This is a genomic window from Lysinibacillus sp. CTST325 (assembly GCF_054665055.1).
Map to the genome: position 1 here is coordinate 432,093 of NZ_BAAFHO010000001.1, position 25,187 is coordinate 457,279.

The following is a 25,187-nucleotide window of genomic DNA, read 5'->3' on the forward strand; positions in this document are numbered from 1 at the left end:
AAGGTTTTCTTAGCCTTGGATAAAAAATTAACGCTTATAAAGTTTTACGCCTCTACTTTAAATTTCAAACTTGCCTTTACAAATGCTGCAAATAGATTCTTTGATACTTCATCTCCTGCAATGGCTAGCTCTTCAGGGTGCCATTGTACTGCTAGACAAAATGGTAAATCATCATGCACTACCGCTTCAACGATACCATCACTTGATTTTGCTACCACTTTCAACTTTTCTGCTACTACGTTTATTGCCTGATGATGAAATGAATTCACAGCAATTTTTTCTTCCTCAATAATCGTTTTTAATAATGTATCAGGTGTTAAATTAACATAATGTGTTGTAACACCTCGTGCTGCTTGTTGCACATGCTTTATTAATTTTTTACTATGATACTCACTTTCAATATCCTGATAGACTGTGCCTCCAAACGCAACATTTAGTATTTGAAGCCCTCGACAGATTCCGAGAATCGGCATTTTCCGAATATAGGCTGCATTAATTAAAGCAAGCTCCACTGAATCTCGTTCAGGATGAACCTTCCCTAATTTTGGTGTAGGTTCTGCGTCAAAGAGGAATGGATGTACATCATAGCCACCCGATTGTAATAATCCGTCCGTCAACGATAAAATTTGTGCTACATCCTCTTCAACGCCAATTGGAATTATAAGTGGAACTCCCCCTGCTTCAATTATACTTTTGCTATAAGCAGCATTTAATCTTGAGGACAAATCATCCTCCGCAAAAGCCGTTATACCGATAATTGGTTTCATCCTATCCCCTCCATGATCTTTATCTTGCATTAACTGCCTGTAAAAACCTAATTGGTGAAGACTATTAATCATTGAAAGAATCCATCACTGATTAATTACCAAAACCCAAGATACCAATTCATCAACGCATCCCCATAGAAATAGACAATAATAGCTGCTAGAGCAATAGAAGGTCCGAATGGTATAGGTGTTTCCCTTCCCTGTCCGCGTACCTTTAATATAACTATGCCAACAATCATACCAATTACTGCCGCTACAAATAGCGTCAGAATTGTATGTATTGTCCCGAGTACGAGACCAAGTAAAAAGAATAATTTAATATCGCCACCACCCATTCCACCTCTTGATAGAACAGCTATACAATATAATATGCCAAAACCTACGACAGCACCAACTATACTATCCCACCACGGAGACAAAGGAGCTAGCACGCGTCCAAAAACTAGTAATGGTAAAAAGAATAATAGCACCTTATCGGGAATAAGCATATACGCAAAATCCGACACAACAATAATGACTAATAATGAAATTAATAATAGCGCTACAAAAAATTCTGCATTAAAGCCTAATTTCCAATAAGCAAAAGCAACTAATAGGCCTGCTATAAGTTCCATCAGTGGATAAATCCAAGAAATTTTTTGCCCACAGCTACGGCATTTTCCACCTAAAAATAAATAAGACAAAACAGGCACCAAATCAAGCGCCGTCAACTGTCTCTTACAAGAAGTGCAATGCGAGGGTGGACGCACAATGGACTCCTTCATAGGTACACGTAAGCCAACTACATTAAAAAATGAACCAAGAACGAGCCCAAATAATAAAACTGTAATTGTATAAGCAATTTCCATTTTATGTCCTCCTATACTAATAGACGCCCATACCTTTAAGTATGCGCGCCATCTAGATTATTGTTGTCCTTCATAATAGAACGTCGTTACTTGTATGGTTGCTTTTAAGGTTGTATCAGCGTCCTTTTGGAATTTTGCTTCTTCACCAGTTAATGTAAAATCGATAGCATCAATTTTCATCACACGATCAATTTTTTCAATCTCTTTTATAAACTCAACCATTGCTTTATTATCCATTGCGACAACATCAATATCAAATGTAACTAGTTTTAATGCCTTTGGTAAGGAATCTTTCGTAAAAGTAGCAGTTGGGATTTTATCTTTCACTTCAGGCGTTTCACCATTCTTAGCAACAGCTTGTTCATCCGCTTCCGTTGCAGATTGCTGTGTATCGACTTGTTCATCAGAATTTGTCGAGTTGGGATCTGTAATAGTAGAATCAACTACGAGCGAATCATAATTATTAAAGTTCATAGCTTCTACCCGTGTTCCCGTTACCACTTCAATCTCTTCAATATTTCGAATTACTTCATCAATAGCTCGAGTTTGAGGTACTTTTTTACGCAATGTTAAGTTACTTGTACTATTTGATTTGCCATTCTTTTCAAGTAAAGCTATCTGCTCCTGAATAGTAGGAATTTCTTGTTGAAGGGCGTTATTCGAGCTTTCTTTCGCATCCACTACTTCTAATTTAGGTGTTAATATATAGTAATAAAGCGCAAATAGAATGGCTGCAATGAATGCTGTTAAGATAAGAATCGTTGAATTTTTACTACTTGTCATGATTCTCTACCTCCAGCAAGAAATTTAAAATCAATTCCTAATGTAATAGTTGCCGAATAACGTGGTACTTCCTTAAACTTGTTCTTAGCACTTTTTTCCTCTTGGTTTCCAATAGCAACATCAAAATTAGAAATAGTATCAACCTGTATATCATTGAAATAGGGGCTAGCAGTTAGCTTTTCTAAATAAGCTGATATAGCTGACATCGTTTCAAAATCAGCTGTAATTTCAACATTTTTCTCACCAAATACATAGTTCCTTAAATACGTTTGCTCTGGTAATAATACTTGTGTTTCATCCATTAAGGGTGTTACAGGATAGGATACATTTTCCACAAATTGTACGGATTGCTCCAATGAGCCTTGGTTCACATTTTGCTTACTATCTAACTCGATTTGAAGTTGTTCGCGTTGCGATGAAAGCTCCACTTCCTGCGCACTTAATTTTGTAAGATCACTTTTTGCTTGGAAAAACAAGAAAATCATATATCCTACTATCATACCAATAAGAATAATAAATACTACATACATTAAAGTAGGTGTTGAATGCTTCTTTTCCAAATTCGGCAAGAGGTTAATTTCTGGTACCATCAGTTAACCTCCTTTAATGCAAGTCCAATTAAGCTTGCAAATTCCTCTGAAAATTGAGGGAAAGATTTTTGAATGATTGAATCATTTAACATAATAATTGATGTCGAAAAATTATTTACTAAAAACTCTTTAATGGTAGGAAGTAGTGGATTATCTCCTAAAATGATAATCTCATCTACACTTTTCTCACCTTTATGTAAGGAAAACTTAAAAAAATTCATAATACGATCGATTTCAAGCATTTGATCAGTAAGAATCATACGATAATCATCTTCGACTTCTAAATGATAAGAAAAACGATACTCTTCCATCTCTTCAGGCTTCCATTTCGATAAATCTGTATCAAATGATTGGTATCGTAAAAACTCCAGTTGACCAAATGAAAAAATACTTATCGACAATTCATTGATTGACCAATCCGCTATTAAATAAGTTCGATCGTCCTTTATTAACTGCAAATACTCTAACAAACGAATATTACACAATGCTCGAATATCTGCTGCTTGTGGATCTAATGTAGCATCAAGTAAAAGTCCAATCATTTTAGACACTTCTTCTGAAGGTACTGCAAATAGCATGGCCTGTCCATCACTAGGCTTTGGGTCATACACATCAATAAGAGGATCTTGAAATGGAAGATGAATAGACTGACCAAGTTCCATTTCCACATAACCTTTTAATTCATTCCACTCTATATCATCAGGATGCTCAAAGCTCTTCAACAAGACGGAAGTATCCGGTACAAAAATACGTGCATTTTGCTTTTTACCAGCCCATTTTGCCACATCATTTTTCATTACATCAAACAATTCCATTTCATCATGAATAACAGATCCTTCAACAATTCCCTGTGCTAATGGCATTTCATAGCCTTTCCATTGCGACGGATCAGCACCTTTCGCCACAATCGCACGCAATATATAATCTTTTATTTCAATCGACACATGCGATTTTTTCTTTTTTGTAAACATGTGAAAAGATGCCTCCTTTAATTAAATTAATCGTTCTTTTCTGAGTCTGATGCTACTTATCAGCATCAGACCCAGTTAGAGGATTAATTTTTCAAAATATCCACTGTACCCTTTGAAGATTCCTTAGATTCAGGCTTAATATCATCTATACTTGCATTAGTAAAAGTTATTGTAATATTTCCTCTCTTCACTGTACCACTAAATCTTAAGGCAGATGCCCCTGCATCTCCAGTTGGTTTAGCAACCGTCCAGCCTTTCTGTGCACCACCTGCAGTGTCAAAGTAATCTTTTTTATTTTCATCAAATGTTTCAGTTGCACCATCTGTATAATACAAATGCGCCGCATTAATTAAGTTGACCGCATCAGCCTTTGCGCCTTTAATTCTACTATTATCAATAATGTTGCCAATTGCAGGAATAGCGATTACCGCTATAATGGCTAGGATAACAACTACAGCTAGTACTTCGATTAGCGTTAAGCCTTTTTGATTTTTTAATAGTTTTTTGTTTAAGATTTTTTTGAACATCGGTGTTCCTCCTTATAAATTGTTATGATTAGTCCGAAAATATGTACACCTACTACTACAACAACTGCTACTCTCTTTTCTATACCACCCCCTTTAAAGTTAGTACACTTACATATTTTCGTATAATGCGAACATTGGTAGGAAAATTGCTGCAACAATTACACCAACAACCGCTGCTAGAACTAATATCATTAAAGGTTCAACGAGCGATTTTAATGTATCCACTGAGCGATCTACCTCATCCTCATAGAAATCTGCTATCTTTTCGAGCATATAATCAAGAGAACCCGTTTTTTCCCCGATTGATGTCATTTGGGTTACTAACGGAGGAAATAGCCAACTTTTTTCTAATGGCTCAGATAAGGTACCGCCTTTTTCTAGGTTATCTCTTGCCTCCAGTACAACTTTTCCTACCACTGGATTTCCTACAACCTTTTCGACAATTGTAAGTGCCTGTAGAATTGGCACTGAACTACTGAACAAAGAAGATAAGGTTCTAGTCATACGAGCAATTACATTTTTTTGCATTAAAATACCAAATACAGGAATTCTTAATAATGCATAATTTACATTGTAATGAAATTGCTTATTATTTTTATAGAAAAATCTAAATAGAAGAACGGATAATAAGAGAATCCCAATTGCAAAATACCAGCATGCTATTAACCAATCCGAAATACTAACAACAACGACAGTTAAGATTGGCATTTCCATGTCCATTTCTTCAAAAGTAGCCATAAACGTCGGAACGATAAATATCATAAGAAACATACCTACAGCGATTGTCAGTACCGATAAAATAGCCGGATATGCCAATGCCGATTGTACTTTCTTTTTAATTTTGAATTGTTTTTCCAGTGTCCCTGCTAAACGCTCTAAAGTCTCATCGATATTCCCTGTTGCCTCACCCGAGCGCATCATATTAACAAACATGACAGGAAAAACCTTTGGATGTTTGGCCGCTGCGTCTGAAAACGCTGTCCCCCCGCGTATATCCTCTTCCACTTGTTCTAATGCTTTTTTCAATGCTTTACTTTTCGTTTGACCACTTAAAATATGTGTTGCCTCTACAATTGAAACGCCAGCACGGATTAGTGTTGCATATTGACGACAGTAAATAACGAAATCCTGGTGCTTTACTTTACCACCAATATTTAAGTCTTTATGTAAAATGCTTTTAGACTCTTCCAGCTCACGAGCATTAATGCCTTGAGCTCGTAATTTTTCAAGTGCTACTTTTTTGTTGGTCGCATCAATGATTCCTTTTTTGTGTGCACCAGTTTTTGTGCGTCCACTATATCGAAAAACGGTCAATTATAATCCCCCGCATTCATATATGGCCTTGCTGCTTCCAAAGAGATTTTCCCCATTGCTATTAGCTGCTGCATTGAAGATTCCAAAGTATGCATGCCTAAAGCTTTACTCGTCTGCATTACAGTGGGAATTTGGTGAACTTTTTCATTTCGAATTAAATTTGAAATAGATGGTGCTTGTACTAATATTTCAGTTGCAGCAATACGTCCCTTGGCATCTTTACGTACAAATAAACGCTGTGAAATAATGCCCACTAAAACATTGGCTAGTTGTACACGAATTTGTCCTTGCTGATGTGGTGGAAAAACATCAATAATACGATCAATCGTAGTCGGAGCACTACTTGTATGTAATGTCGCCATCACTAAATGGCCCGTTTCTGCCGCTGTAATGGCTGTTGAAATCGTTTCGTAGTCCCGCATCTCACCTACTAAAATAATGTCAGGGTCCTGACGAAGCGCAGCACGCAAACCATTGGCAAAGCTCTGAGTATCAACCCCTACTTCACGTTGATTGATAATTGATTTTTTATGTGCATGTAAATATTCAATCGGGTCCTCAAGCGTGATAATATGCTTTGATTTTGTTTCATTAATATGATCAATCATTGCAGCAAGCGTTGTAGATTTTCCCGAACCTGTTGGACCAGTCACTAAAATAAGTCCCTGTGGTTTTTCTGCTAATTGATACAGTATCTGTGGCATATTTAACGATTCTATGGAAGGGATTTTTGCTTCAATTAAACGGGCAGCTATTGTCACTTCATTGCGTTGATGATATGCATTTACACGAAAACGACATTTCCCGGGCAATGAATAGTTGAAATCAGTTTCCCCTTTATCGTGAAATTCTTGTAATTTATGCTCAGGTAAAATAGTTTTAACCATTGTCTGTAATTCTTCGGAAGTTAGTAATTCACTCCCATAATGTTCTAGTCGTCCATGGATACGATAAACAGGCGGGATCCCCTTAGTTAAATGAAGGTCAGACGCTTTTTCTTCAAATGCACGCGTTAATAGCTCATCAATATTTCTACATGTTGTCATGAACGATTCACATCCTAATCTACATTTGCTACACGCAATACTTCTGAAGTAGTTGTTAGTCCTTCTACTACTTTTAACAACCCATCTACTAGTAATGTGTAATAGCCTTCTTGTTTCATATAATCGCGGATCACACTATCGCTACTTCGACTTAAAATCATTTCTTTAATATTGCGGTCGATTGGTAAAATTTCATGAATAGCCATCCGTCCACGATACCCTGTTTGATTACACGAAGGGCAGCCTCTTCCGCGTCTACCACGTGTTACACCTTCAATGCCGTTATTGCGCATTATTTCTAATTCATGGTTGGTAAAAGTATAGTCTTCTCCACAGTCTCGACAAATTCGTCGTACTAAGCGCTGTGCCATAATTCCTACTAGTGAGGAGGATAATAAAAATGGCTCTACCCCCATATCCTGAAGTCGAGAAATCGACTCAACTGCGCTATTTGTATGTAAAGTACTTAAAACTAAATGCCCTGTTAACGAGGCACGTACTGCTATTTGTGCTGTTTCAAAATCCCTAACTTCACCTATCATTACAATATCTGGGTCTTGGCGCAAAATTGAACGCAATCCAGTGGCAAAAGTTAAGCCTACTTCTTCTTTCACTTGGATTTGGTTTATCCCATCGAGCTGATATTCAACCGGATCCTCAACTGTAATAATGTTGACACCCTCTTCATTCAAGTTAGTTAAGGCAGCATATAATGTTGATGATTTCCCTGATCCTGTAGGTCCCGTAATGAGCAGAATCCCATTCGGATTGGCAATCATGTTTCGGAAAAGGGCCTCGTTTTGCTCTGTAAAACCAAGCTTATCAATGGAATTGGCAACACTACTTAAGTCTAAAATACGCATTACAACTTTTTCTCCATAAACAGTCGGAAGTGTCGAAAGTCGAATATCTACTGGCCTGAAATTAACATTCGTTTTAATACGTCCATCTTGAGGAATTCGATTTTCCGTAATATTTAAATTCCCCATAATTTTAATACGTGCTAATACTATATTTTGCATATGTTTCGGTAACGAGCGTTCTGTTCTCAAAACGCCATCCACTCGATAACGAACCCTTAACTCCGTCTCCTGCGGGTCAAAGTGGATATCGCTCGCTCGTTGGGCAACTCCGTTAGCAATGATCTGGTTAACTAGGCGAACAATTGGAGAATCCTCTCGTTCAATTTCCTCCTGTGTTTCAGCAATTGTCGCACCTATATCGAGCAATGCAGCTTCCATAGATTCTTGCAGATCATAGTATTTCGTTAGCGTACGATATAAATCATCCTTAGCCGCAATACTTGTTTCGATTTGGCAGCCCGTCGCCATACGTACTTCTTCAATTGCAAAGTAATCCATCGGGTCAGCCATCGCGATAAACAGTTTATTTTTTTCACGACGGATTGGAATAATATTTGTTCGTTTAGCGAGTTCAGCCGGAACAAGTTGAAGTAAATCCGGGCTGATTGAATATTGATTTAAATGAATATGTGGGATTCCTAGTTGAAACTCTAGTACTTCGATTAACTGTTGCTCGGTTAGAATATTTTCTTTTATAAGAAAATCTCCCAATTTCTCTTCTTTTGTTTTATTTGTAAGAGCAAATTCTAATTGCACATTTGTAATAACACCAGATTCGACAAGTAAATCACCTAAGCGCTTTCGTCCAGTTTTTACGACCATTCGCGTTTGCTCCTCTCTTTACGGGCTTGTTTGTATAAAATTCCCACCTTTATCGTAGTAACCGTATACAAGTTCAGGGTCATTCGGGTCTTTTGAGGTGTTCGTATTTGCAGATGTATCTTCATTCATTTTTGTAGTGTCATTTCCGGATTTTTTATTTTCAGATTGTGTATCCGATAATCCATCTCCATCTAAATCCATTTGTAAGTCTGGATCATTAGAATTTACCTTATCCGTTCCACTACTATTTTCAGAAACAACAGGCTGTCTTGAAGATTTCACAATAATTTTATTAACTGGTGGATAATAGTCACGGCTCACCAGTTCCTCTGTAGTGTTACCATTTTCTGAAATCGAGCGATACACTTCGACCCGTACGCCTTCTTGACCTTTTTGAATAACTTCTTCTCTACCTATTGATAAATCTTCAGAATAACGAATAATCACTCGAGGTTGTATGATTTTATCTTTACTAACACGAACTGAGATTTCTTTTTCTTTCTTTTGAGCTAGTAATTCCACTTTTAAAGAATCGCCTTCTACCGTGATTTTTAACTTATTAGGTTGATCTGAACGGTTTACAAATTGCAAATCCTTATCTAACGCTCGATTTACCCTCGCATCCAAACCTTGTTGTAAATAATTTGGCTTCTCTCCTTGGGAATGTCTCTCTGAAATCTCATATTCGGTTTGAAGCGCAACATGATAAAGCATAGAGGCGACGAAATTAATCGCTTCACTATCTGATTCTTCATACTTTTCTTCTATCATTCTTAATAAAGAAAACGGTTCATTCGGTAAAACAATAGAATCATTTAGCGTATTCACCAGTTTATCAACACCCCTTGCATTTGTAGGGATTTCCTCAATTGATAGAGCTAAACGCTCCGATTCTATTAAATTAGTATCTGCAACTGTTGCAGCGACTTCGTGACTTTTTAAATTGGAAGCTTCGGTGATAATCGTATTTAAAGTCTTTTCAACTTCCCATACACCAGTAGCCTCAAGCTGTTTCTTCACTTGATCATCAACTATCACATGTAAGGGTATATGTACCTCTTGTCCTTGCTTCCAAAAAGCAAACCAAGACTTGTCTGTTAAACTATGATATTCAGCCATAGAACTCTCTACATCGAATACAAACAATTTTGGATCCAGTGAAATCGTAATTTTGGCCCCTTCTACGCTTACAGGAGCGTCTCGCCAAGTATTAATGGCCTCTTGTAAAGCATTTTCAATATCACCATCCTCTAAATCCTTAACTGAGATTCCACCGATTGTAGATTCATCACCTCTAGCTAGTGCTCTATCAACGATTATATTAGGTACCCAGACTGTTAATAAGATGATTAGAACAGCTACCATTGCGCCTAACTTCAAATATAATTTCATAGCCTCATCACCTTTACAAATATAGTCAAAAAACAAATGTCTATTTACTCACGCTACACAGTTACTTTTTATCCATGTTTTTACAATACAACACAAACTATATTTTAAAATGAGTCTTTAATACTAAAAACAGTTAAAATTTAGTGAACTTGTATTTTTTAAGCATGAAATTGTAATTACTATTCAAATGATGTTAATGTGTTTTACGGACTATAAAATCAAGGTATATATCCCCATTCTACTTTCGATGTATACTTATCTAATCAGCCATTCTAGACAGAAAAGACTATTAATTTTAGGTTCAATAGAAAGGTTGCATTTGAAATTCAAATAGTACCCTCTTTCTATTCTCAACAAGAGATAGTACTACACTTAATATGCTTAAAAGCTTTTTCTATTCGAAACAAAACATAATTATGGCGGCAGTTTTGCAAACGAAACGATTCTAACTGCAGTACACAGTAATAGCCAAAACTATACTTTTAAAAGTTTTAACCAATATTAAAATAAGGGTTATTCAGAAAATCTGATTTGATTACAGACTCTCTAAATAACCCTTTTCTATTACTTTCTCGATACCGCCTCATCAGTTAGGAACCCCATTCCACTAATCGTCATAGGCAGCATTGCTCTATAAGCTTCTCTAAACTAACTATTTAGTTGTAGAAATAATGTCATTACTAAGAAGACGAACTTAGTATACTATTGTATAAAAGTTAGAAATCGGATTCTAAACAGCCATTATACAACGCATGTACTTACATTAGCTCAAATTCGTCCTTAATAGATGAGATAAATATACCTCTTCATGCTCCGTGATATTTATTCTACTTCAAGCATACTATTAGAAATTGTTAAATTATTATTTTCTTCAAATAGTAAACCACCATTTGATATTGTATCTTCAATCGTTTTTTGTTTGTAAGAAACAGTTGAACCTCCACTGGTATTTACTGTATAAGCCATTATTCCTCCTATAACTTCTCCTGATCCTCCCATTGTGACTTTTGCGTCTGGAGCATAAATATATAAGTTGTGGTTATAAGACCCTCCTTCAACAGCGATATCCAATCCGCCTGCATATAGGTTTCCTTGTATGCTACCAGAACCATTTATGTTTATATCGGCCGACTTAGCATATATAGAGGCTTTTGTTTTTGTATCACCAGTAAAATCCATTAACGAAGTGCCTGCATAATATACACTTAACTGTCCTATGTCTCCTGTATTATTCATTCTAGAATCTCCCTTTAAATTAAAAGTATCCTTAATATACAAAGTTAATCTACCCCTTCCCGTAATATTTAAATGCCCTTGAGAGAAGTCAAAGTTATCTATATATAAATTTTTGTCTGAATTACCTACATCTATAGTTAACTTTCTGTCCGAAGAAACCGTAAGCGTTTTCAAGTACATATCTTGAGTAAGTGGGAGAGTACCACTAAAGTTTTGATACCCATTTATGTGTCCATTTTCTCCACCATCAATCTTAATTGAATGATTTTCTAGCGAGAGTTGAGTTTGCTTTCCATCGATGGTAACTTGTATTGAATTTGTATATGGTCTTGTGCTTAAACTAGTAAATTCAATATCCGGGAAAGGTGGTAATACATCCTTCGGAAATGCAACATTCCCTATAATCTCATTAGTAACATTCAACCAGCTCGGCTTTGAAAACTTATCTGGAGTTGTTCCAATCTTACCAGTAATTTTAGCACTTTCTTGTGTAATAATAATTTTTCCACTGTCGGAAACAACATCCCCATTAAGTTTACCGCCTCCAAGGTCAATGTTTTTTATTGCGTGGATAGCAGCGGTATTTGAAAAACCCGAACCCGTTCCGCTTCCTAAATCGATTGTAATTGTCTGTGCTACTGTTCTCGTTTTCTTTCCAATAGTACCAACGGATATTATTTTATATTGCAACGGTTCTGTATTTTCTTGTAAAATTTCTACATCCGCAATAGGTTTCTCATTAAATTGTTCATCAAAAGTTACTGTATCAGTATATGTTGATTGATTCTTTTCAAAGATATTTTCTAAGCCACTTTCAAATAAATCTATAAAATCCGACTTGAATTTTTCAGGCTTTCTTTTATAAAGAGGTAGCTTATTGAATTTTATTCTGTTTTCATCGTATGTAATTTTAACTAATTGTTCTACTTTACTTTTTGTACTGTTTAAGCCACCTTCTGCAATGTAAAATACAGATTGGTCATCTCGCTCATTAGCAGACATCTTTAATGAATTAGCAGTCAGTGTTAAAAGCGTAATTCCAAGAACTGATATAAAAGCGATTGTCAAAATTACTAAAAGTAACGAATAGCCATTTTCTTGTTTTAGATTCTTAAACATCTAGCTGCCTCCCCTAAAATATATAGTTGATGAAAAAGGCTTACTATTTGGCGTTGAAATATCAATAATTACATGACTCTGTTTATTTTCAATGTTAAAACCAAGCACATTCTCTGCAATCATTTCATCATTTCTCGTAATCGTCTGATCTTTTTGGCGATAGATATAAATGTATTTTTGATTATTTTGATTATTTATTAATGTATATTCTGTATACTCATCTAGAACTTTTTTATAAATTTTTGTAGATTTACGTATATCTTTAGTAACAACTTTCAAAATATAGGTTGTGTCAGATAATTGACTAGTCGATTCCATTTGTTTATCGCTTGTAGTCTTACTGTTCGTTAAGATTGACATAACAACAATAGAAACGAGCGTAGCTATTATAGTAACAGCCAAAACTTCTAGTAAGGTCACGCCTCTCTCGTTATGGATTTTAGACATATGTACCACCTCTTTTCTTATAAGCTAAAGATATTTTGCACTTTTGCTTTTAATATCTCCCCTCCGGAATCATAAACTTCGATAGTAATCCTAACTGTTTTATCATGCGACATATCTTCAGCATTCACTATTATGATCTCCTTATTTTTAGCATTAGAGGGCGTCACTTTATACTGAGTGATATTACCGATTGAATTCACTTCATCCTTTTCAGCTACGTACGGAAAATTAGATTCCCAAGTTTCGATTGTGGTGGATTTAAAGTAGTTATACATTTTCTCCATTTCCTTTTGCGCTAAATAGGTAGCATCAATAATTTGTTCAGAGCTTTTTCCTGTTTTATTCGATTGAATGAGCAAGCCGAAAAAGGATAATAAGATGATAGTTATGATTACTAAAGAAGCAACAACCTCAATTAAAGTGAATCCCCTTTGATCGTTAAATAATTTTCTGTTTTTACGTTTCATTTTCTCCCTCCTTATGCCGATCATACTTTTTTGTAAGTAAGTTAAAATATTCGTCTTAACACTAAAACAATAGTACTTATAGTAACTAAAGTTTCCTAACCATGGAATATTTTCTGTGCTAATAATACTATTTCATATATAAAAAGCATTTACAATACCACTTCTTCATATGAATTTGTATTTATTTTTAATTTTTTAAATTACTAAAAAATGTAAATATCACTGAGTTTAAGTGACCATAAAAAGCGATTAGATATAAAAAAACCGTTTACCATAAAATAAAGGTAAACGGTTTTAATGATGTTTTATTGAAACACCATACTTTAGATCTATATTTTTTTATTTCTTCAACAACCTACCCGACAACAGCAACCCAATCCCACCAATCGTAATAAACAGGACAGCTCGTATTAATAAGTCTAGTGCTGACAAATCAAAGAATATAAGCTTAATAAACGCAATAACTAAGATGATAAAACCTGTTATGCGTAATGTTCGTAAGTTGCGCACGTTGCTAAGCCAAAGCGAGATACTTGCTGTCAGGAATAATGTAATCGTTGAGAAGGCAATGCTTAGCTTCCAATCAAGCAAACTGTTGTAGGAAAGCTGGGATATGAGACCCCAAACAGATATCATCGTAAGCACCACACCAGCACTTACAATCGGATCAAGAAATTTCTCTATTTGCTCTTGATAGCTTTGATAAATGCGCCCTTTCATCAGTAAATCGATCATAATTGCTACGATAACAGCAATATATACGATTCTTGTTACTATATTTAACCACTCGACACCTTGCATATTGTACGGAATAACTTCAAGTATTATTGTGAAGAGAATGAAAAATACACTAAGGACTGGCGTTAATGCGCGACCTTTGTATTTTGTTGGTACTAAAAGTGATCCCGCGAAAAGTAAAGCGAGGATCATATACATTAGATGCGGAATATTACCAGCACTTGCAAAGTACGTTCCATCTAGCTTTCCGATATAAGCTAAGAAATAACCAGTCGTTATTACTGCTAAAAAATCAATCACATATAGTTCCTTCATTACCTTTTCAAATGCAGTCTGTGTCTCTTTTGGACGTCTTGCATATACATAAATAAATAGGAGATATATTCCCGGCATGATCAAGCTAATATGGTCTACGCTGAAGAATGGTGTTGGCTCATGAATTATAAAGCTTAAAGCGAGTGTAATCATAAATAAAAATGAGCTGACAACCTTCATCATACTAACTCGTAAACGTAAACTCATCATTACGCCCGCAAAGGTAATGAACGGAATGAGCAAATGATCCACTTTCGCCGGGAAATTTATAACTAGTAGCGTATTACATAGTGTAATAAATGCGAGTGTTACGGCACTATCAAATGCCTCCTGCCATTTTTGCTTATAGCCATAACCCGCTAAAGCTGCAAACAAGCAAACTAATATGAGTAATAGTGCTTCGCTATATTCAATAGGACTAATGATAAAGTTCAAGAGCAATAAACTAAAGGCTCCTAGGCTAAATTGAAGTCCAACATGAATATATTTCAATTTAGATTCTGCATTATATAAACGGCACCAACTTGTGTAAAAAATAGATAAAACAACAAGGAAACCTATTGCAAAAATAGCTCGATTGTCATGATTCATAAACGCTATAATGCTGACAGCTAGCACTGAGAAAAAGGTTGCTATATAGAGAGCCAATTTCTGCTTGTGTTGATGAATGACAAATTGCAGCATCGTAAATAGGACAACCACATAGATTAAAATAATGATAGGACTAAAATCCATATATTCTAGTAAATAAGGTAGTAATAACGAGGTAAACGCTACGAATATTGTTAGTACTTCGTTTTTCTTTAAATAGCTAATAGCTATACCGTAGCCGATATAAACGACAGCAATAACAAGTGCCATCGTTAAACCGATGATTTCATACAATATCGCACTAGCCGCTGTTGTTAATATTCCAACAATAAACGCCCCGCCGTATAAAGAAATTGTGATGGCTGAGGATCCTATTTTTTTATGCTCCAACACATAAGCTGTTGCGGCTAAGGCAAGCGATAATGCGTAGGCGAGGATGATTTTAACCTCATTCGATAAATAGCCATAATCACTCACAAGCTTAAGACCCCAAAGCACCCCCATCACTAAAATTACCATAAATACTTTTGGAAGTGCCCACATAATACGCTCTTCCAACGTTCGCTGTGGCTCCATCTTTTTTTCTGGAGCTGGCATTGTTTTTGGCTTTGGTTCCAAGTTTGAATTTGGCTTTGGGTTTTGCGCTAGTTTTGGCGTAGATTGCTCAATAATGGATTTTCTGGCGTTCAATGTGCTTGTTTTATCAACAGATTGCTGACGCTTTAAGCCCTCTAACTCCTGTCGTAAATCCATCATTTCCTGCTCGAGCATGGCAACCCTCCGCTCCATTTCAAGCGACATTCAATCATCCTCCCTGCATTATCAATTTTTAACATTATAACATATTTATACTTATTGTAAAATTACACTTTTAATTTATTTTTACCAAGTTATTTATCTAGGTCTTCGATACATTAAAGCACGTTCACTATCACTGGTTCCCCGTGTAGTTGGATCTACTACAACTCCTATTAAAACGAAAATTGATAATACGGTATTTAAGATGTGCGATGCCTGCTCACTCATTGCACTCGTTAAGTCATAGCCAAAAATAGTTGCTACTTGCTGTGCGAGTAACAAAATCAACGAAAATAGCGCAAATAAAAATGGTTTATGCTGAAAACGGATCATCCAGTTAATTCTCATATACACTCACCTCCCCCCTTCTCATACACAGTATATGCTTCGCCGCAATACTGCACATATGCAAAAATGGAGCTATAAACGTAGAATACGAGGGATTTTTATACTACAAATATTATTAAGTACAAATTTGCAACGCTAATTTTCGCAAAGACACATTAAAAAGCCATCTCAGGGGTGAGATGACTTCGAGTTGTTGAAAATCTATTATGTTAATGAAATTAAGTATAGCTCTTCGGCAAAAAGAGGGGTTAATTTCCGTTCCGAGGGCCTTGTTATTGCTAAAGCAGAGAGTTACGAAGTGTAAGCGACACAACATTTCTTATATCCCATTTTTGTTTTTCATCACTTTAAATCATTTCAGTAATGAGATGGTTCAAAGCCTTTACGTTTATCAAATTTTCGCGCAACGAAAACTAACCCATAAACAAGTGGTGTTGCTACAATGGAGGCCAAAAATTTAAACAAATACTGTGTTATAAATAATGTCAGTAACACTTTCATTGGCATGATTCCATAAAAGGCTATCGAAATAAATAATGCCGTATCGATGAGTTGGCTTAACATCGTAGAAGCATTATTTCGAAGCCAAAGCTTATCATTTCCATGCTTTTCCTTAAATTTATTAAATATCACTACATCCAAATTAACACTGACCGTATAGGCTACAAGACTTGCAATAATGACGCGCATACTGCCGCCGAGAATTGTCTCAAACTCCTGTTGATGAACAAAGGCTTCTGCAGGTGGTAGTGCAATGGCAATCGCAATAAAGCATGCTGCAAACACCTGTGCCATAAGGCCTGTTCTTACCGTGCGACCGCCCGCTTCCTTGCCATATACCTCACAAATTACATCAATAAGAGGATACGTGAAAATAATTAAAATCGCTGCTGCCGGAAGCATCATCCATTCGCCTATACTAAACACTTTAACAGCTAAAACATTTGCTAAAATTAAAAACCCTACAAACAATCCATTTAAATAGTAAAGCATCAGCGATTATCTACCTTTTCAGGATACAGATCGTGGTTCATCAAACGATGCTCCGCCATTTTTTCATATTTTGTACCTGGGCGACCATAGTTGCACCAAGGATCAATGGACAAGCCACCACGAGGCGTAAACTTGCCCCATACTTCAATATAGCGTGGCTCGATTAGCTTAATTAAATCATTCATGATGATGTTAACACAATCCTCATGGAAGTCCCCGTGATTACGGAAGCTAAATAAATAGAGCTTTAATGATTTACTCTCTACTAGCTTTTTATCTGGAATAAAAGATAGATACATTGTCGCAAAGTCAGGCTGCCCTGTCATTGGACATAGACTCGTGAATTCTGGGCAATTAAATTTCACAAAGAAATCATTTTTCGTATGTAAATTGTCAACTGCCTCAAGTATCTCCGGAGAGTATTCAAATAAATACTTTGTGTTTTGGTTACCAAGTAGGGTTAAATCCTGTAATCCTTGTTCTTCATTTCTTCCTGCCATAAAAATGCCTCCTCAAGTTGTGAGAAGTCCATTACGCATTAATCTAATAAAAAAAAATCGCCATATCCGCATCTTTGGGATATGGCGTAAATGACGTCATCCATAGTTTTTTATAGAGGGTATGCGCTATGAACCTCTTTCTTATTCGCTAGTAATACTAACTTAATGAATGCATTCCGTCAACTAAATTTTTCATAATTTAGCATTGACAAAAATATCCTATCGTTATATGGTTAGTTACATAAGTAATTAACCAGTTAACACAAGGAGGTGGATTGTAATTCATTCTTTAAATAGCGAAAAGCCCATTTTCCAGCAAATACGCGAACGAATAGAGGATGGGATTTTAGATGGACACTTACAACCAGAAGATCGCATTCCATCTACAAATGAGTTTGCAAAGGAATATCAAATTAATCCCGCAACAGCTGGAAAGGGCGTGAACGAATTAGTGGACAAAGGCGTAATTTATAAAAAACGAGGCGTCGGCATGTTTGTTAGCGCTAACGCTCGCGAAATATTAATTGCGGAGCGTAGAGAAAATTTTTTTAATCAACATATAGAGCCATTGAAGAAAGAAGCAATAAGATTAGGTATTTCAGATGTAGAATTACAAAATATGTTACAAAGGAGTTAACGTATGAAAATTGAAGTGAAAAATGTTAGTAAATCATATAGACATAAGGAAGCTTTAAAAAATATCTCTTTTACAATTGAAGGACCTAAAATCATTGGGTTTTTGGGCCATAATGGCGCTGGTAAAACAACATTCTTAAATTTATTATCCGGACTCATTGCTACAACTAATGGGAACATCACTGTTAACGGAGAAAATGTTTTCAATGTACCTTTAACTCAACGGGATATTTGTTTTGTTGCTGAGAGTGGAAACTTTCAAGAGGAAATGACTATTGCACAAACGTTAAAGGCGAATAGCTTCTTTTATCCAAAATGGGATGAGAATCTTGCAACAGAGCTACTAGAAGTTTTTGCTCTAAATCCAAAAGATAAGGTTCGCAGTTTATCAAAAGGAATGGTGTCTGCGTTAGGTATTATTACAGGTTTTGCGAGTAATGCAGGTATTACAATCTTCGATGAGCCTTATATCGGGCTTGATGTAGCTGCTCGAAATACTTTTTATGATTTATTGATTGAACAACAAACCGAAAATCCAAGACTTTTTATTTTGTCTACACATTTAATTGATGAGGCAAGTAAGCTATTTGAAGAAATACTTATTTTACACGAAGGACAAATACTGCTTCAGAAAACAGCGGAAGAATGGCATGAGCATATTGTTGCAGTAAAAGGTAGTGCTTCTGATGTTGAGCAAGCAATACGTGGTCTAGAAGTTATTTATAAACATACATTTATGCAGGAGCTAACTGCAATTGTCTTCGCTGGTGGTCAATCCATTGAAGGACAGAATATTATGCTTGAACGTGTTTCATTACAGGATATGTTGGTGTATTTAAGTAAACAGCAGAAAGTGGGGGCTATTAAATGACTACAGTAAAGGGTAGTTTGTATGTATTATTTCAAAGCTATAAAAAACAAATTATAACTTTTTGGTGCATTTTATTTTCAATCGTCCTATTTTCACTTTTCATAGATACTTTTTTTGAACTGCATATTTATTCTTTTTCCATCATGATTTCTATACCTGTTTATATCTTTTCCAGTGTCATGGCAGGAAAGTTACTAAATAAAACCTTGTCTTATTTTTTAAGGCTTGGTTTATGTCGCTTGCAATTTATGTTCAATGTGGGGCTCTTTTTCATCTGTTGGAGCTTAGTAGGTGCCTTCATAATTGGTTGTACACAAAAAATAATTACTTTCGTTTCTAACATATTCATTATTCATCCTATTTTATTTTTTAATAATTCCCCATCATTTTTACAAACGATGGCATTGGATACTGTTTTACTGCTCTTCTTCCTAACAGCTGGTCTTTTATTGAATGTTGTCTTTTATCGTTTAGGAACTGTTGGTGGTTACAGTTTTATCGGGTTACTAGTCTTAATTCCAATTGTTACAATTATCTTCAAGTGGTATTCTTCTTTGTTTGACCTATTATCAAATATATCTACCTTTACATTATTAAGTAGTTTATTAATTTTTAGTGTATTACTTTACTCAATCATAACAATGGCGATTCGAAATGCTTCAGTCAACCCAGCATAATGGCTATTCGAAATACTTTCAAAAACAAAATGATGCCAAGACCACATTAAAGGTCTTGGCATTTTTTTGTTATCCATGTTCATCCACTTGCGTTGTGTAGTCAATGGAATTGGCAATGTCAACTAAAACTTCAGGTGTCACCTTATTCGAAAGCCTCTTGTCAATCCATAGCATATATTGCCAATCTTCTCTTTCAAAAGCAAGTACATTGAAACCTGAAATTTCCATATAAATTGAAGTCGTTCCGTTTTTCAATTTGAATGTTTTTACTATATTTTCTTTTTTAGATGGATACTTAAACTGAATAGGTCGAACCGTTATTTTATAATGATGCTCAGGAAGTTGATGATTAATAAATGTCGCTTCAAAAAAATCGTTCATGTCACCATCAAGATCATTAAACCGACCAAAATGATGTGTAAAACTAATAGAAGGTACTCGAAGTGGTAGCTTTAGCCCTTGATGATAGTGCCGTTCAAAATCGGAGGCAGCCGCTTCAACCGTTTTATAGCCTATTTCAGGATAAATTTCTTCATAAGGACTGAGCGAATCATTGATATAGGCATCACTTGGTTGAGAAAATAATATAAAACAGGAACTTAAGCAGAGAGAAAAAATTCTGTCCATTTTATCACCTCAGTATCACTTTAAGTGTAGTTTTTCCCAACTCAATGAAATTATGTGTCAAGTTGTATTCTGTTCTCTTTATTCTTTTTAACACGCAATTTAGAAAAAGAATAAAGCAATTGTTCGCGTTAGTAATTCGAACAATTGCCTTTTTCATCTAAAAGAGTATATGTGCAACTAATGCTGCGATTGGTAGTGAAATAAGCGTACGTATTAAGAAAATAACAACTAGATCTAAAAATTTAAGTGGAATCTTTGTACCTAAAATTAGTCCACCGACTTCAGACATATAAATGAGCTGTGTCACAGAAACGACAGCAATTACAAATCTTGTAGTGTCAGCTTCAATCCCTGCTCCTAAAATTGAAGGTAGGAACATGTCAGCAAAGCCAACAACCATCGTTTGTGCTGCCTCAGCTGCTTCTGGTAAACCAAGCACTGTTAAAATAGGTTCAAACGGCTTTCCTAAAAATGCAAAAATATTCGTGAATTCAGCAAGCATTAAAGCAACCGTACCAAATGCCATAACAACCGGTGCTACACCAACCCATAAATCCAAAACATTTCTAATTCCATCTTTCAAAAATTGACGTGGGTCACGATTTGCATGCGCAACAGTTAAAGCATTTTCTAAGCCATGTGACACAGAATTATAACCTTCTGGTAATTTCTCACGTGATAAATCTACTGGTGTACCGTCTATATAAGTATCTTCTTTGTTAGCAAGTGGGAAAATTCGTGGCATTACTACCGCTAACACAAGACCACAAAGAACTACTGTTAAATAATATGGAATAAAATAGCGTGACAAATGCACTGTATCTAATACTACGATACAGAATGTGATGGATACTACCGAGAAGCTCGTTGCAATAATGGCAGACTCTTTTTTCGTGTAGTTCCCCATTTCATATTGCTTACTCGTCATAAGAACACCTATTGTTCCATCCCCAACCCACGATGTAAGTGCATCAACCGATGAGCGACCAGGGCTTTTAAAGAGAGGACGCATGATTTTTACCATCATCGTTCCGAAAAATTCAAGCAAGCCGAAGTTTGTTAGAAACGGTAATAGTAAGCCTGCAAATAAGAAAATCGTGAATAAAAATGTTACTAATCCACCGTCTGGGTTCATTAATAATCCACCAGTATTTTCATTATTAATCGTCGATGATCCATAATCAAAGACAACCATAGAGGCAAATACTAAACCAATGACTCTTATTATTGTCCAAAACCAATTTACATAAAATAATGTATCTAAAATACTAGGCTCTTTTGAATTATTTCGCGGAATAAATTTGGCAATGAGTGAACCAATTGCCGAAATCGCAAACATAATTATAGTAAAATAGCTAATAACCGGAGCAATGAAACCGGCTAGTAAATTTGCTAAAATAGCAATTGGAACTTTCCATCCATCTTCCGTTAAGACTGGTGTCATAAATAACAGGACACCAATAAGAGACGGAATTATGAAGAAAAAGTATGTAGAAGAAGGAAATTTTTTCATCATTTAAAGCCTCATTTCTCTAGGTTTTTTCGAAGTTTTATACATCAAGCTTGTTAGTTATGTCCTTTTAAACCGCCAAGAAATGTATATCTGTACTTTAATCAGCGGGAATTTCTTTTTTCCTCACTGATCATTAGTCTTTACCTATCAGGCATTTAGGAGCCGTTAATCTCCCACCTATATTCTTTACTTACGCTGAATTTCGAGGTGGGATTTTTGTACCTGACGCTTCGCCTTTGATACAGATAAATTACTGTTTCCACTAATGCGAGATAAAGATAGAATACGGATAAAATAAAAAAACATCCCTCTAAAAAGTAATAAAGGAATGCCCAAACACTACTTTTTTATAATTAACATCCGCAATGCAAAATTTCTATTCAAAGTCATAGCTATAAAATATCATAAACCAACAATACATCGGTTAATTCTACAACAAAATGCATTTTTATTCAATCCATAAAAATTTGTTATTGTTATAATTCTCTTCTAATTATCCGCACTTCTTCTTTGTATCATTACCATTCAACAAAGCTCAATTTTATATTGTCTAAAAGAAGATCAATTTGGCCTCCGGACGCTTTAATCAGCCGGTGTCCAAACATCCGCTGAGAGAAGTTAAAGTTTGGTGAGACTCCCCATTAATCATACCTATTTTGATTACCTAAGAGATTTAACCGGCCCTTAATAGGCATACAAATAGACCCTACTGTCTTTCATCTCATATGTTAATTATGAACCACAACTTATCAAAACAGGAGGTTTTACCATGCATAGACGTATGCATCATCATCATCATGCTGGGCCACATTGTTGTCCACCACAGCATTGCCCAACTCAATTCGATCCACCACATTGTTTACCGCCAGAGGAATTTGTTCGCACTAATTACATCCATACAGTCGTACCTCATGTACAACCAGCACATATTACAACAGTTAACAAACATATAATTGATCATCAATATCATTTCCCTTGCACTGAATGTGTAGTGGAAGAATGTTGTGAAACTCATACACTTTGCGAGATGCCACCTGAGCCTTGCCATATGCCACATCATCATATGGGACACCATCACCATCACATGGGCCATCATCATATGGGTCATCATATGTGCCATCCTATGGGTCATCATATGGATCATATGGGCCATCATATGGGGCATCATCATATGGGCTATTAAAAAATGCGGCTGGGACAAATGTGTTTCAGCCAACAAAAATACCGAACTATCCAATGAAACTCTCATGAAGTGTTTCGGAATAGTTCGGTTTTTCTATTTATCGTGTTTTGTTAATTTATAGATTATTCGGCTTTATGAAGGAACCATTTAGTTATGTCCCAGCCCCTTCATTTTTTAATAGCACACTCCTATGAAAAAACCTATTTCTATCTTTACTATTGATAAGAAAAACCGAGCACCTATACTAGGTACTCGGTTACTATTTTTAGTACATTTTTAAATATTGATCGCGTTCCCATTGGTGTACTGTTGTACGATACATGTCAAACTCGATTTCTTTTGCCTCTTTAAAGTTCGCATAGATATGCTCACCTAAAGCTGCTTGCGCTACTTCGTCTTGAGCAAGTAATGCTAAAGCATCGTCAAGTGCTGGTGGTAAGTTTGCTATACCATTCGCTTTACGCTCTTCATCAGACATCACGTAAATGTTACGGTTAATAGCAGCTGGTGGTGTTAAGCTGCTGCGAATACCTTCAAGACCAGCTTCTAAAATAACAGCCATCGCTAAATATGGATTAGCAGATGGGTCCACTGAACGTACTTCTACACGAGTTGAAAGACCACGTGCTGATGGGATACGAATAAGTGGTGAACGGTTTTGAGCTGACCATGCTACATAACATGGTGCTTCATAACCTGGTACAAGACGTTTATAAGAGTTAACTGTTGGGTTTGTCACAGCTGTGAAGCCTTGAACGTGAGCAAGGACACCTGCCATGAATTGCATTGCTGTTTCAGAAAGACCTAGTTCAGTAGATTCATCATAGAATGAATTCTCTTTACCTTTAAATAATGAAACGTTGAAGTGCATACCAGAGCCAGCTTCACCGAATAATGGTTTTGGCATAAATGTAGCATGTAAACCGTGTTTACGAGCAATTGTTTTAACAACTAATTTAAACGTTTGGATATTGTCACAAGCTGTAATTGCATCTGCATATTTAAAGTCAATTTCGTGTTGTCCTGGAGCTACCTCATGGTGAGATGCTTCAATTTCGAAGCCCATTTCTTCTAGCTCTAATACGATATCACGACGGCAGTTTTCGCCAAGATCAGTTGGTGCTAAGTCGAAGTAACCACCGTGGTCATTTACTTCTAGTGTCGGTTCACCTTTTGCATCTAATTTGAATAAGAAGAATTCTGGCTCAGGCCCTAAATTGAAGCTCGAGAAGCCCATGTCTTCCATTTTTTTAAGGATACGTTTTAAGTTGTTTCGTGGGTCACCAGCAAATGGCTCGCCTTTAGCAGTGAATACATCACAGATGAAACGTGCTACTTTCCCTTTTTCAGAAGTCCAAGGGAACACTACGAAAGTATCCAAGTCAGGATATAAATACATATCTGATTCTTCGATACGTACGAAGCCCTCAATAGATGAGCCATCAAACATCATTTTGTTTTCTAGAGCTTTGTCTAATTGGCTTACAGGAATCTCAACATTTTTGATTGTGCCAAGAATATCCGTAAATTGTAGACGTATAAAGCTTACGTTTTTTTCCTCGATTAGACGTTTAATGTCCTCTTTTGTGTATTTACCCACAGTTTTCCACACTCCTATAAAATGTCTAGCTTTTTTATCATTACCCTACCCTATTAATATAGTAATTAATGATGTTGCTTTTTATTAATAGAATCGAGATAAATCCCCACGACGGATGGATGATTTTTGCATGCGCTGCGCTTGAAGCATTTCCTCACGCATGATGCGACGTAATTCTGAGTCACTTAAATTAGGTTCATCTGTTGAAACAGGTTCAGTCTTTTTAGCGAACAGCTTTTTAATTTTTGCCATGTTCATGCCCTGTTCCAAGTAATCTTTAATTTCAAGCAATGCATCGACGTCATTTAATGAAAACATTCGACGGTTACCTTCTGTTCGGTGCGGCTCAATTAAATGGTGTTCTTCATAATAACGAATCTGACGTGCCGAAAGCTCGGTCAATTGCATTACGATATTCATAGATAACAACGGCATAGTTCGTCTAATTTCACGACTCATTTAAGTCCCCTCCAATACCTGCTAATAATATAACGAAAAATTCACACTGTCAACCGTTCGTGTAAGGTTTCCTAACATGGATTTAAATAATTTTTTTGAACTGATGAAAAATAGTAAAAAACAAAGATTATTATCCTAACGTGGGG

At 35.9% G+C, this 25,187-nt stretch carries 25 protein-coding genes; 4 read left to right on the forward strand and 21 right to left on the reverse strand.

Features of this window, described 5'->3' with window-relative positions; translation table 11 throughout:
* Positions 1 to 44 precede the first annotated feature (44 nt).
* The 17 genes from ACYQ73_RS02245 to queF form a co-directional block, all read right to left on the reverse strand.
* On the reverse strand, positions 45 to 767 hold the full coding sequence (locus ACYQ73_RS02245) for a gamma-glutamyl-gamma-aminobutyrate hydrolase family protein (protein ID WP_460010957.1): 723 nt from the start codon (positions 765 to 767) through the stop codon (positions 45 to 47).
* Positions 768 to 862: 95 nt separating this feature from the next.
* Positions 863 to 1,615, reverse strand: coding sequence for a prepilin peptidase (locus ACYQ73_RS02250; protein WP_460010958.1), 753 nt, complete (start codon positions 1,613 to 1,615; stop codon positions 863 to 865).
* A gap of 57 nt (positions 1,616 to 1,672) precedes the next feature.
* The gene (locus tag ACYQ73_RS02255) at positions 1,673 to 2,398 is read right to left on the reverse strand and encodes a hypothetical protein (RefSeq protein ID WP_460010959.1); all 726 of its coding nucleotides are present in this window, start codon (positions 2,396 to 2,398) and stop codon (positions 1,673 to 1,675) included.
* Positions 2,395 to 2,988, reverse strand: a complete 594-nt coding sequence (locus ACYQ73_RS02260) for a PilN domain-containing protein (protein WP_460010960.1) — start codon at positions 2,986 to 2,988, stop codon at positions 2,395 to 2,397. The genes ACYQ73_RS02255 and ACYQ73_RS02260 overlap by 4 nt, the downstream gene beginning before the upstream one ends.
* Positions 2,988 to 3,959: a type IV pilus biogenesis protein PilM gene (gene pilM, locus ACYQ73_RS02265; protein ID WP_460010961.1), complete on the reverse strand. Its 972-nt coding sequence runs from the start codon at positions 3,957 to 3,959 to the stop codon at positions 2,988 to 2,990. The genes ACYQ73_RS02260 and pilM overlap by 1 nt, the downstream gene beginning before the upstream one ends.
* Positions 3,960 to 4,042: 83 nt before the next feature.
* Positions 4,043 to 4,486 (reverse strand): prepilin-type N-terminal cleavage/methylation domain-containing protein, encoded by a 444-nt coding sequence (locus ACYQ73_RS02270; RefSeq protein WP_460010962.1) that lies wholly within the window; start codon positions 4,484 to 4,486, stop codon positions 4,043 to 4,045.
* Positions 4,487 to 4,594: 108 nt separating this feature from the next.
* Positions 4,595 to 5,800 (reverse strand): type II secretion system F family protein, encoded by a 1,206-nt coding sequence (locus tag ACYQ73_RS02275; protein ID WP_460010963.1) that lies wholly within the window; start codon positions 5,798 to 5,800, stop codon positions 4,595 to 4,597.
* Positions 5,797 to 6,846, reverse strand: coding sequence for a type IV pilus twitching motility protein PilT (locus tag ACYQ73_RS02280; protein ID WP_460010964.1), 1,050 nt, complete (start codon positions 6,844 to 6,846; stop codon positions 5,797 to 5,799). The genes ACYQ73_RS02275 and ACYQ73_RS02280 overlap by 4 nt, the downstream gene beginning before the upstream one ends.
* 14 nt (positions 6,847 to 6,860) lie before the next feature.
* Entirely contained in the window at positions 6,861 to 8,531 is a 1,671-nt protein-coding gene (locus ACYQ73_RS02285; RefSeq protein WP_460010965.1) for a GspE/PulE family protein, read from the reverse strand.
* Between the two features lie 18 nt (positions 8,532 to 8,549).
* Positions 8,550 to 9,923, reverse strand: a complete 1,374-nt coding sequence (locus tag ACYQ73_RS02290; protein WP_460010966.1) for a VanW family protein — start codon at positions 9,921 to 9,923, stop codon at positions 8,550 to 8,552.
* Positions 9,924 to 10,745: 822 nt separating this feature from the next.
* Positions 10,746 to 12,278: a pilus assembly PilX N-terminal domain-containing protein gene (locus ACYQ73_RS02295; RefSeq protein WP_460010967.1), complete on the reverse strand. Its 1,533-nt coding sequence runs from the start codon at positions 12,276 to 12,278 to the stop codon at positions 10,746 to 10,748.
* Positions 12,279 to 12,725 carry a type II secretion system protein gene (locus ACYQ73_RS02300; RefSeq protein ID WP_460010968.1) on the reverse strand — a complete coding sequence of 149 codons (447 nt, stop codon included), beginning with the start codon at positions 12,723 to 12,725 and terminating at the stop codon, positions 12,279 to 12,281. It lies immediately after the preceding gene.
* Positions 12,726 to 12,742: 17 nt separating this feature from the next.
* On the reverse strand, positions 12,743 to 13,192 hold the full coding sequence (locus ACYQ73_RS02305) for a type IV pilus modification PilV family protein (protein ID WP_460010969.1): 450 nt from the start codon (positions 13,190 to 13,192) through the stop codon (positions 12,743 to 12,745).
* Between the two features lie 339 nt (positions 13,193 to 13,531).
* Complete coding sequence (locus ACYQ73_RS02310; RefSeq protein WP_460010970.1) at positions 13,532 to 15,637, reverse strand: DUF2339 domain-containing protein; 2,106 nt, start codon at positions 15,635 to 15,637, stop codon at positions 13,532 to 13,534.
* 93 nt (positions 15,638 to 15,730) lie between these two features.
* Entirely contained in the window at positions 15,731 to 15,982 is a 252-nt protein-coding gene (locus tag ACYQ73_RS02315) for a phage holin (protein WP_460010971.1), read from the reverse strand.
* A gap of 357 nt (positions 15,983 to 16,339) precedes the next feature.
* The gene (locus tag ACYQ73_RS02320; protein WP_460010972.1) at positions 16,340 to 16,975 is read right to left on the reverse strand and encodes a queuosine precursor transporter; all 636 of its coding nucleotides are present in this window, start codon (positions 16,973 to 16,975) and stop codon (positions 16,340 to 16,342) included.
* Complete coding sequence (gene queF, locus ACYQ73_RS02325) at positions 16,975 to 17,475, reverse strand: preQ(1) synthase (protein WP_460010973.1); 501 nt, start codon at positions 17,473 to 17,475, stop codon at positions 16,975 to 16,977. Before queF ends, ACYQ73_RS02320 begins: the two co-directional genes overlap by 1 nt.
* Positions 17,476 to 17,794: 319 nt before the next feature.
* Here queF and ACYQ73_RS02330 point away from each other — a divergent pair, with 319 nt between their 5' ends.
* The 3 genes from ACYQ73_RS02330 to ACYQ73_RS02340 are packed head-to-tail and all read left to right on the forward strand — an operon-like array spanning position 17,795 to position 19,659.
* Positions 17,795 to 18,112 carry a GntR family transcriptional regulator gene (locus ACYQ73_RS02330; protein ID WP_460011506.1) on the forward strand — a complete coding sequence of 106 codons (318 nt, stop codon included), beginning with the start codon at positions 17,795 to 17,797 and terminating at the stop codon, positions 18,110 to 18,112.
* 3 nt (positions 18,113 to 18,115) lie between these two features.
* Positions 18,116 to 18,982: an ABC transporter ATP-binding protein gene (locus ACYQ73_RS02335; protein WP_460010974.1), complete on the forward strand. Its 867-nt coding sequence runs from the start codon at positions 18,116 to 18,118 to the stop codon at positions 18,980 to 18,982.
* A complete protein-coding gene (locus tag ACYQ73_RS02340) occupies positions 18,979 to 19,659 on the forward strand; it encodes a hypothetical protein (protein ID WP_460010975.1) in 681 nt (226 codons plus the stop codon). The genes ACYQ73_RS02335 and ACYQ73_RS02340 overlap by 4 nt, the downstream gene beginning before the upstream one ends.
* 69 nt (positions 19,660 to 19,728) lie before the next feature.
* Here ACYQ73_RS02340 and ACYQ73_RS02345 read toward each other — a convergent pair whose 3' ends face one another.
* Positions 19,729 to 20,286, reverse strand: coding sequence for a hypothetical protein (locus tag ACYQ73_RS02345; protein WP_460010976.1), 558 nt, complete (start codon positions 20,284 to 20,286; stop codon positions 19,729 to 19,731).
* 157 nt (positions 20,287 to 20,443) lie between these two features.
* Complete coding sequence (locus ACYQ73_RS02350; RefSeq protein ID WP_460011507.1) at positions 20,444 to 21,799, reverse strand: YjiH family protein; 1,356 nt, start codon at positions 21,797 to 21,799, stop codon at positions 20,444 to 20,446.
* Between the two features lie 769 nt (positions 21,800 to 22,568).
* Here ACYQ73_RS02350 and ACYQ73_RS02355 point away from each other — a divergent pair.
* Entirely contained in the window at positions 22,569 to 22,982 is a 414-nt protein-coding gene (locus ACYQ73_RS02355; RefSeq protein WP_460010977.1) for a CotD family spore coat protein, read from the forward strand.
* A 265-nt stretch (positions 22,983 to 23,247) separates the two neighbouring features.
* Here ACYQ73_RS02355 and glnA read toward each other — a convergent pair whose 3' ends face one another.
* Positions 23,248 to 24,582 carry a type I glutamate--ammonia ligase gene (glnA, locus tag ACYQ73_RS02360; RefSeq protein WP_460010978.1) on the reverse strand — a complete coding sequence of 445 codons (1,335 nt, stop codon included), beginning with the start codon at positions 24,580 to 24,582 and terminating at the stop codon, positions 23,248 to 23,250.
* Positions 24,583 to 24,666: 84 nt separating this feature from the next.
* Complete coding sequence (locus tag ACYQ73_RS02365) at positions 24,667 to 25,041, reverse strand: MerR family transcriptional regulator (RefSeq protein WP_460010979.1); 375 nt, start codon at positions 25,039 to 25,041, stop codon at positions 24,667 to 24,669.
* Positions 25,042 to 25,187 lie beyond the last annotated feature (146 nt).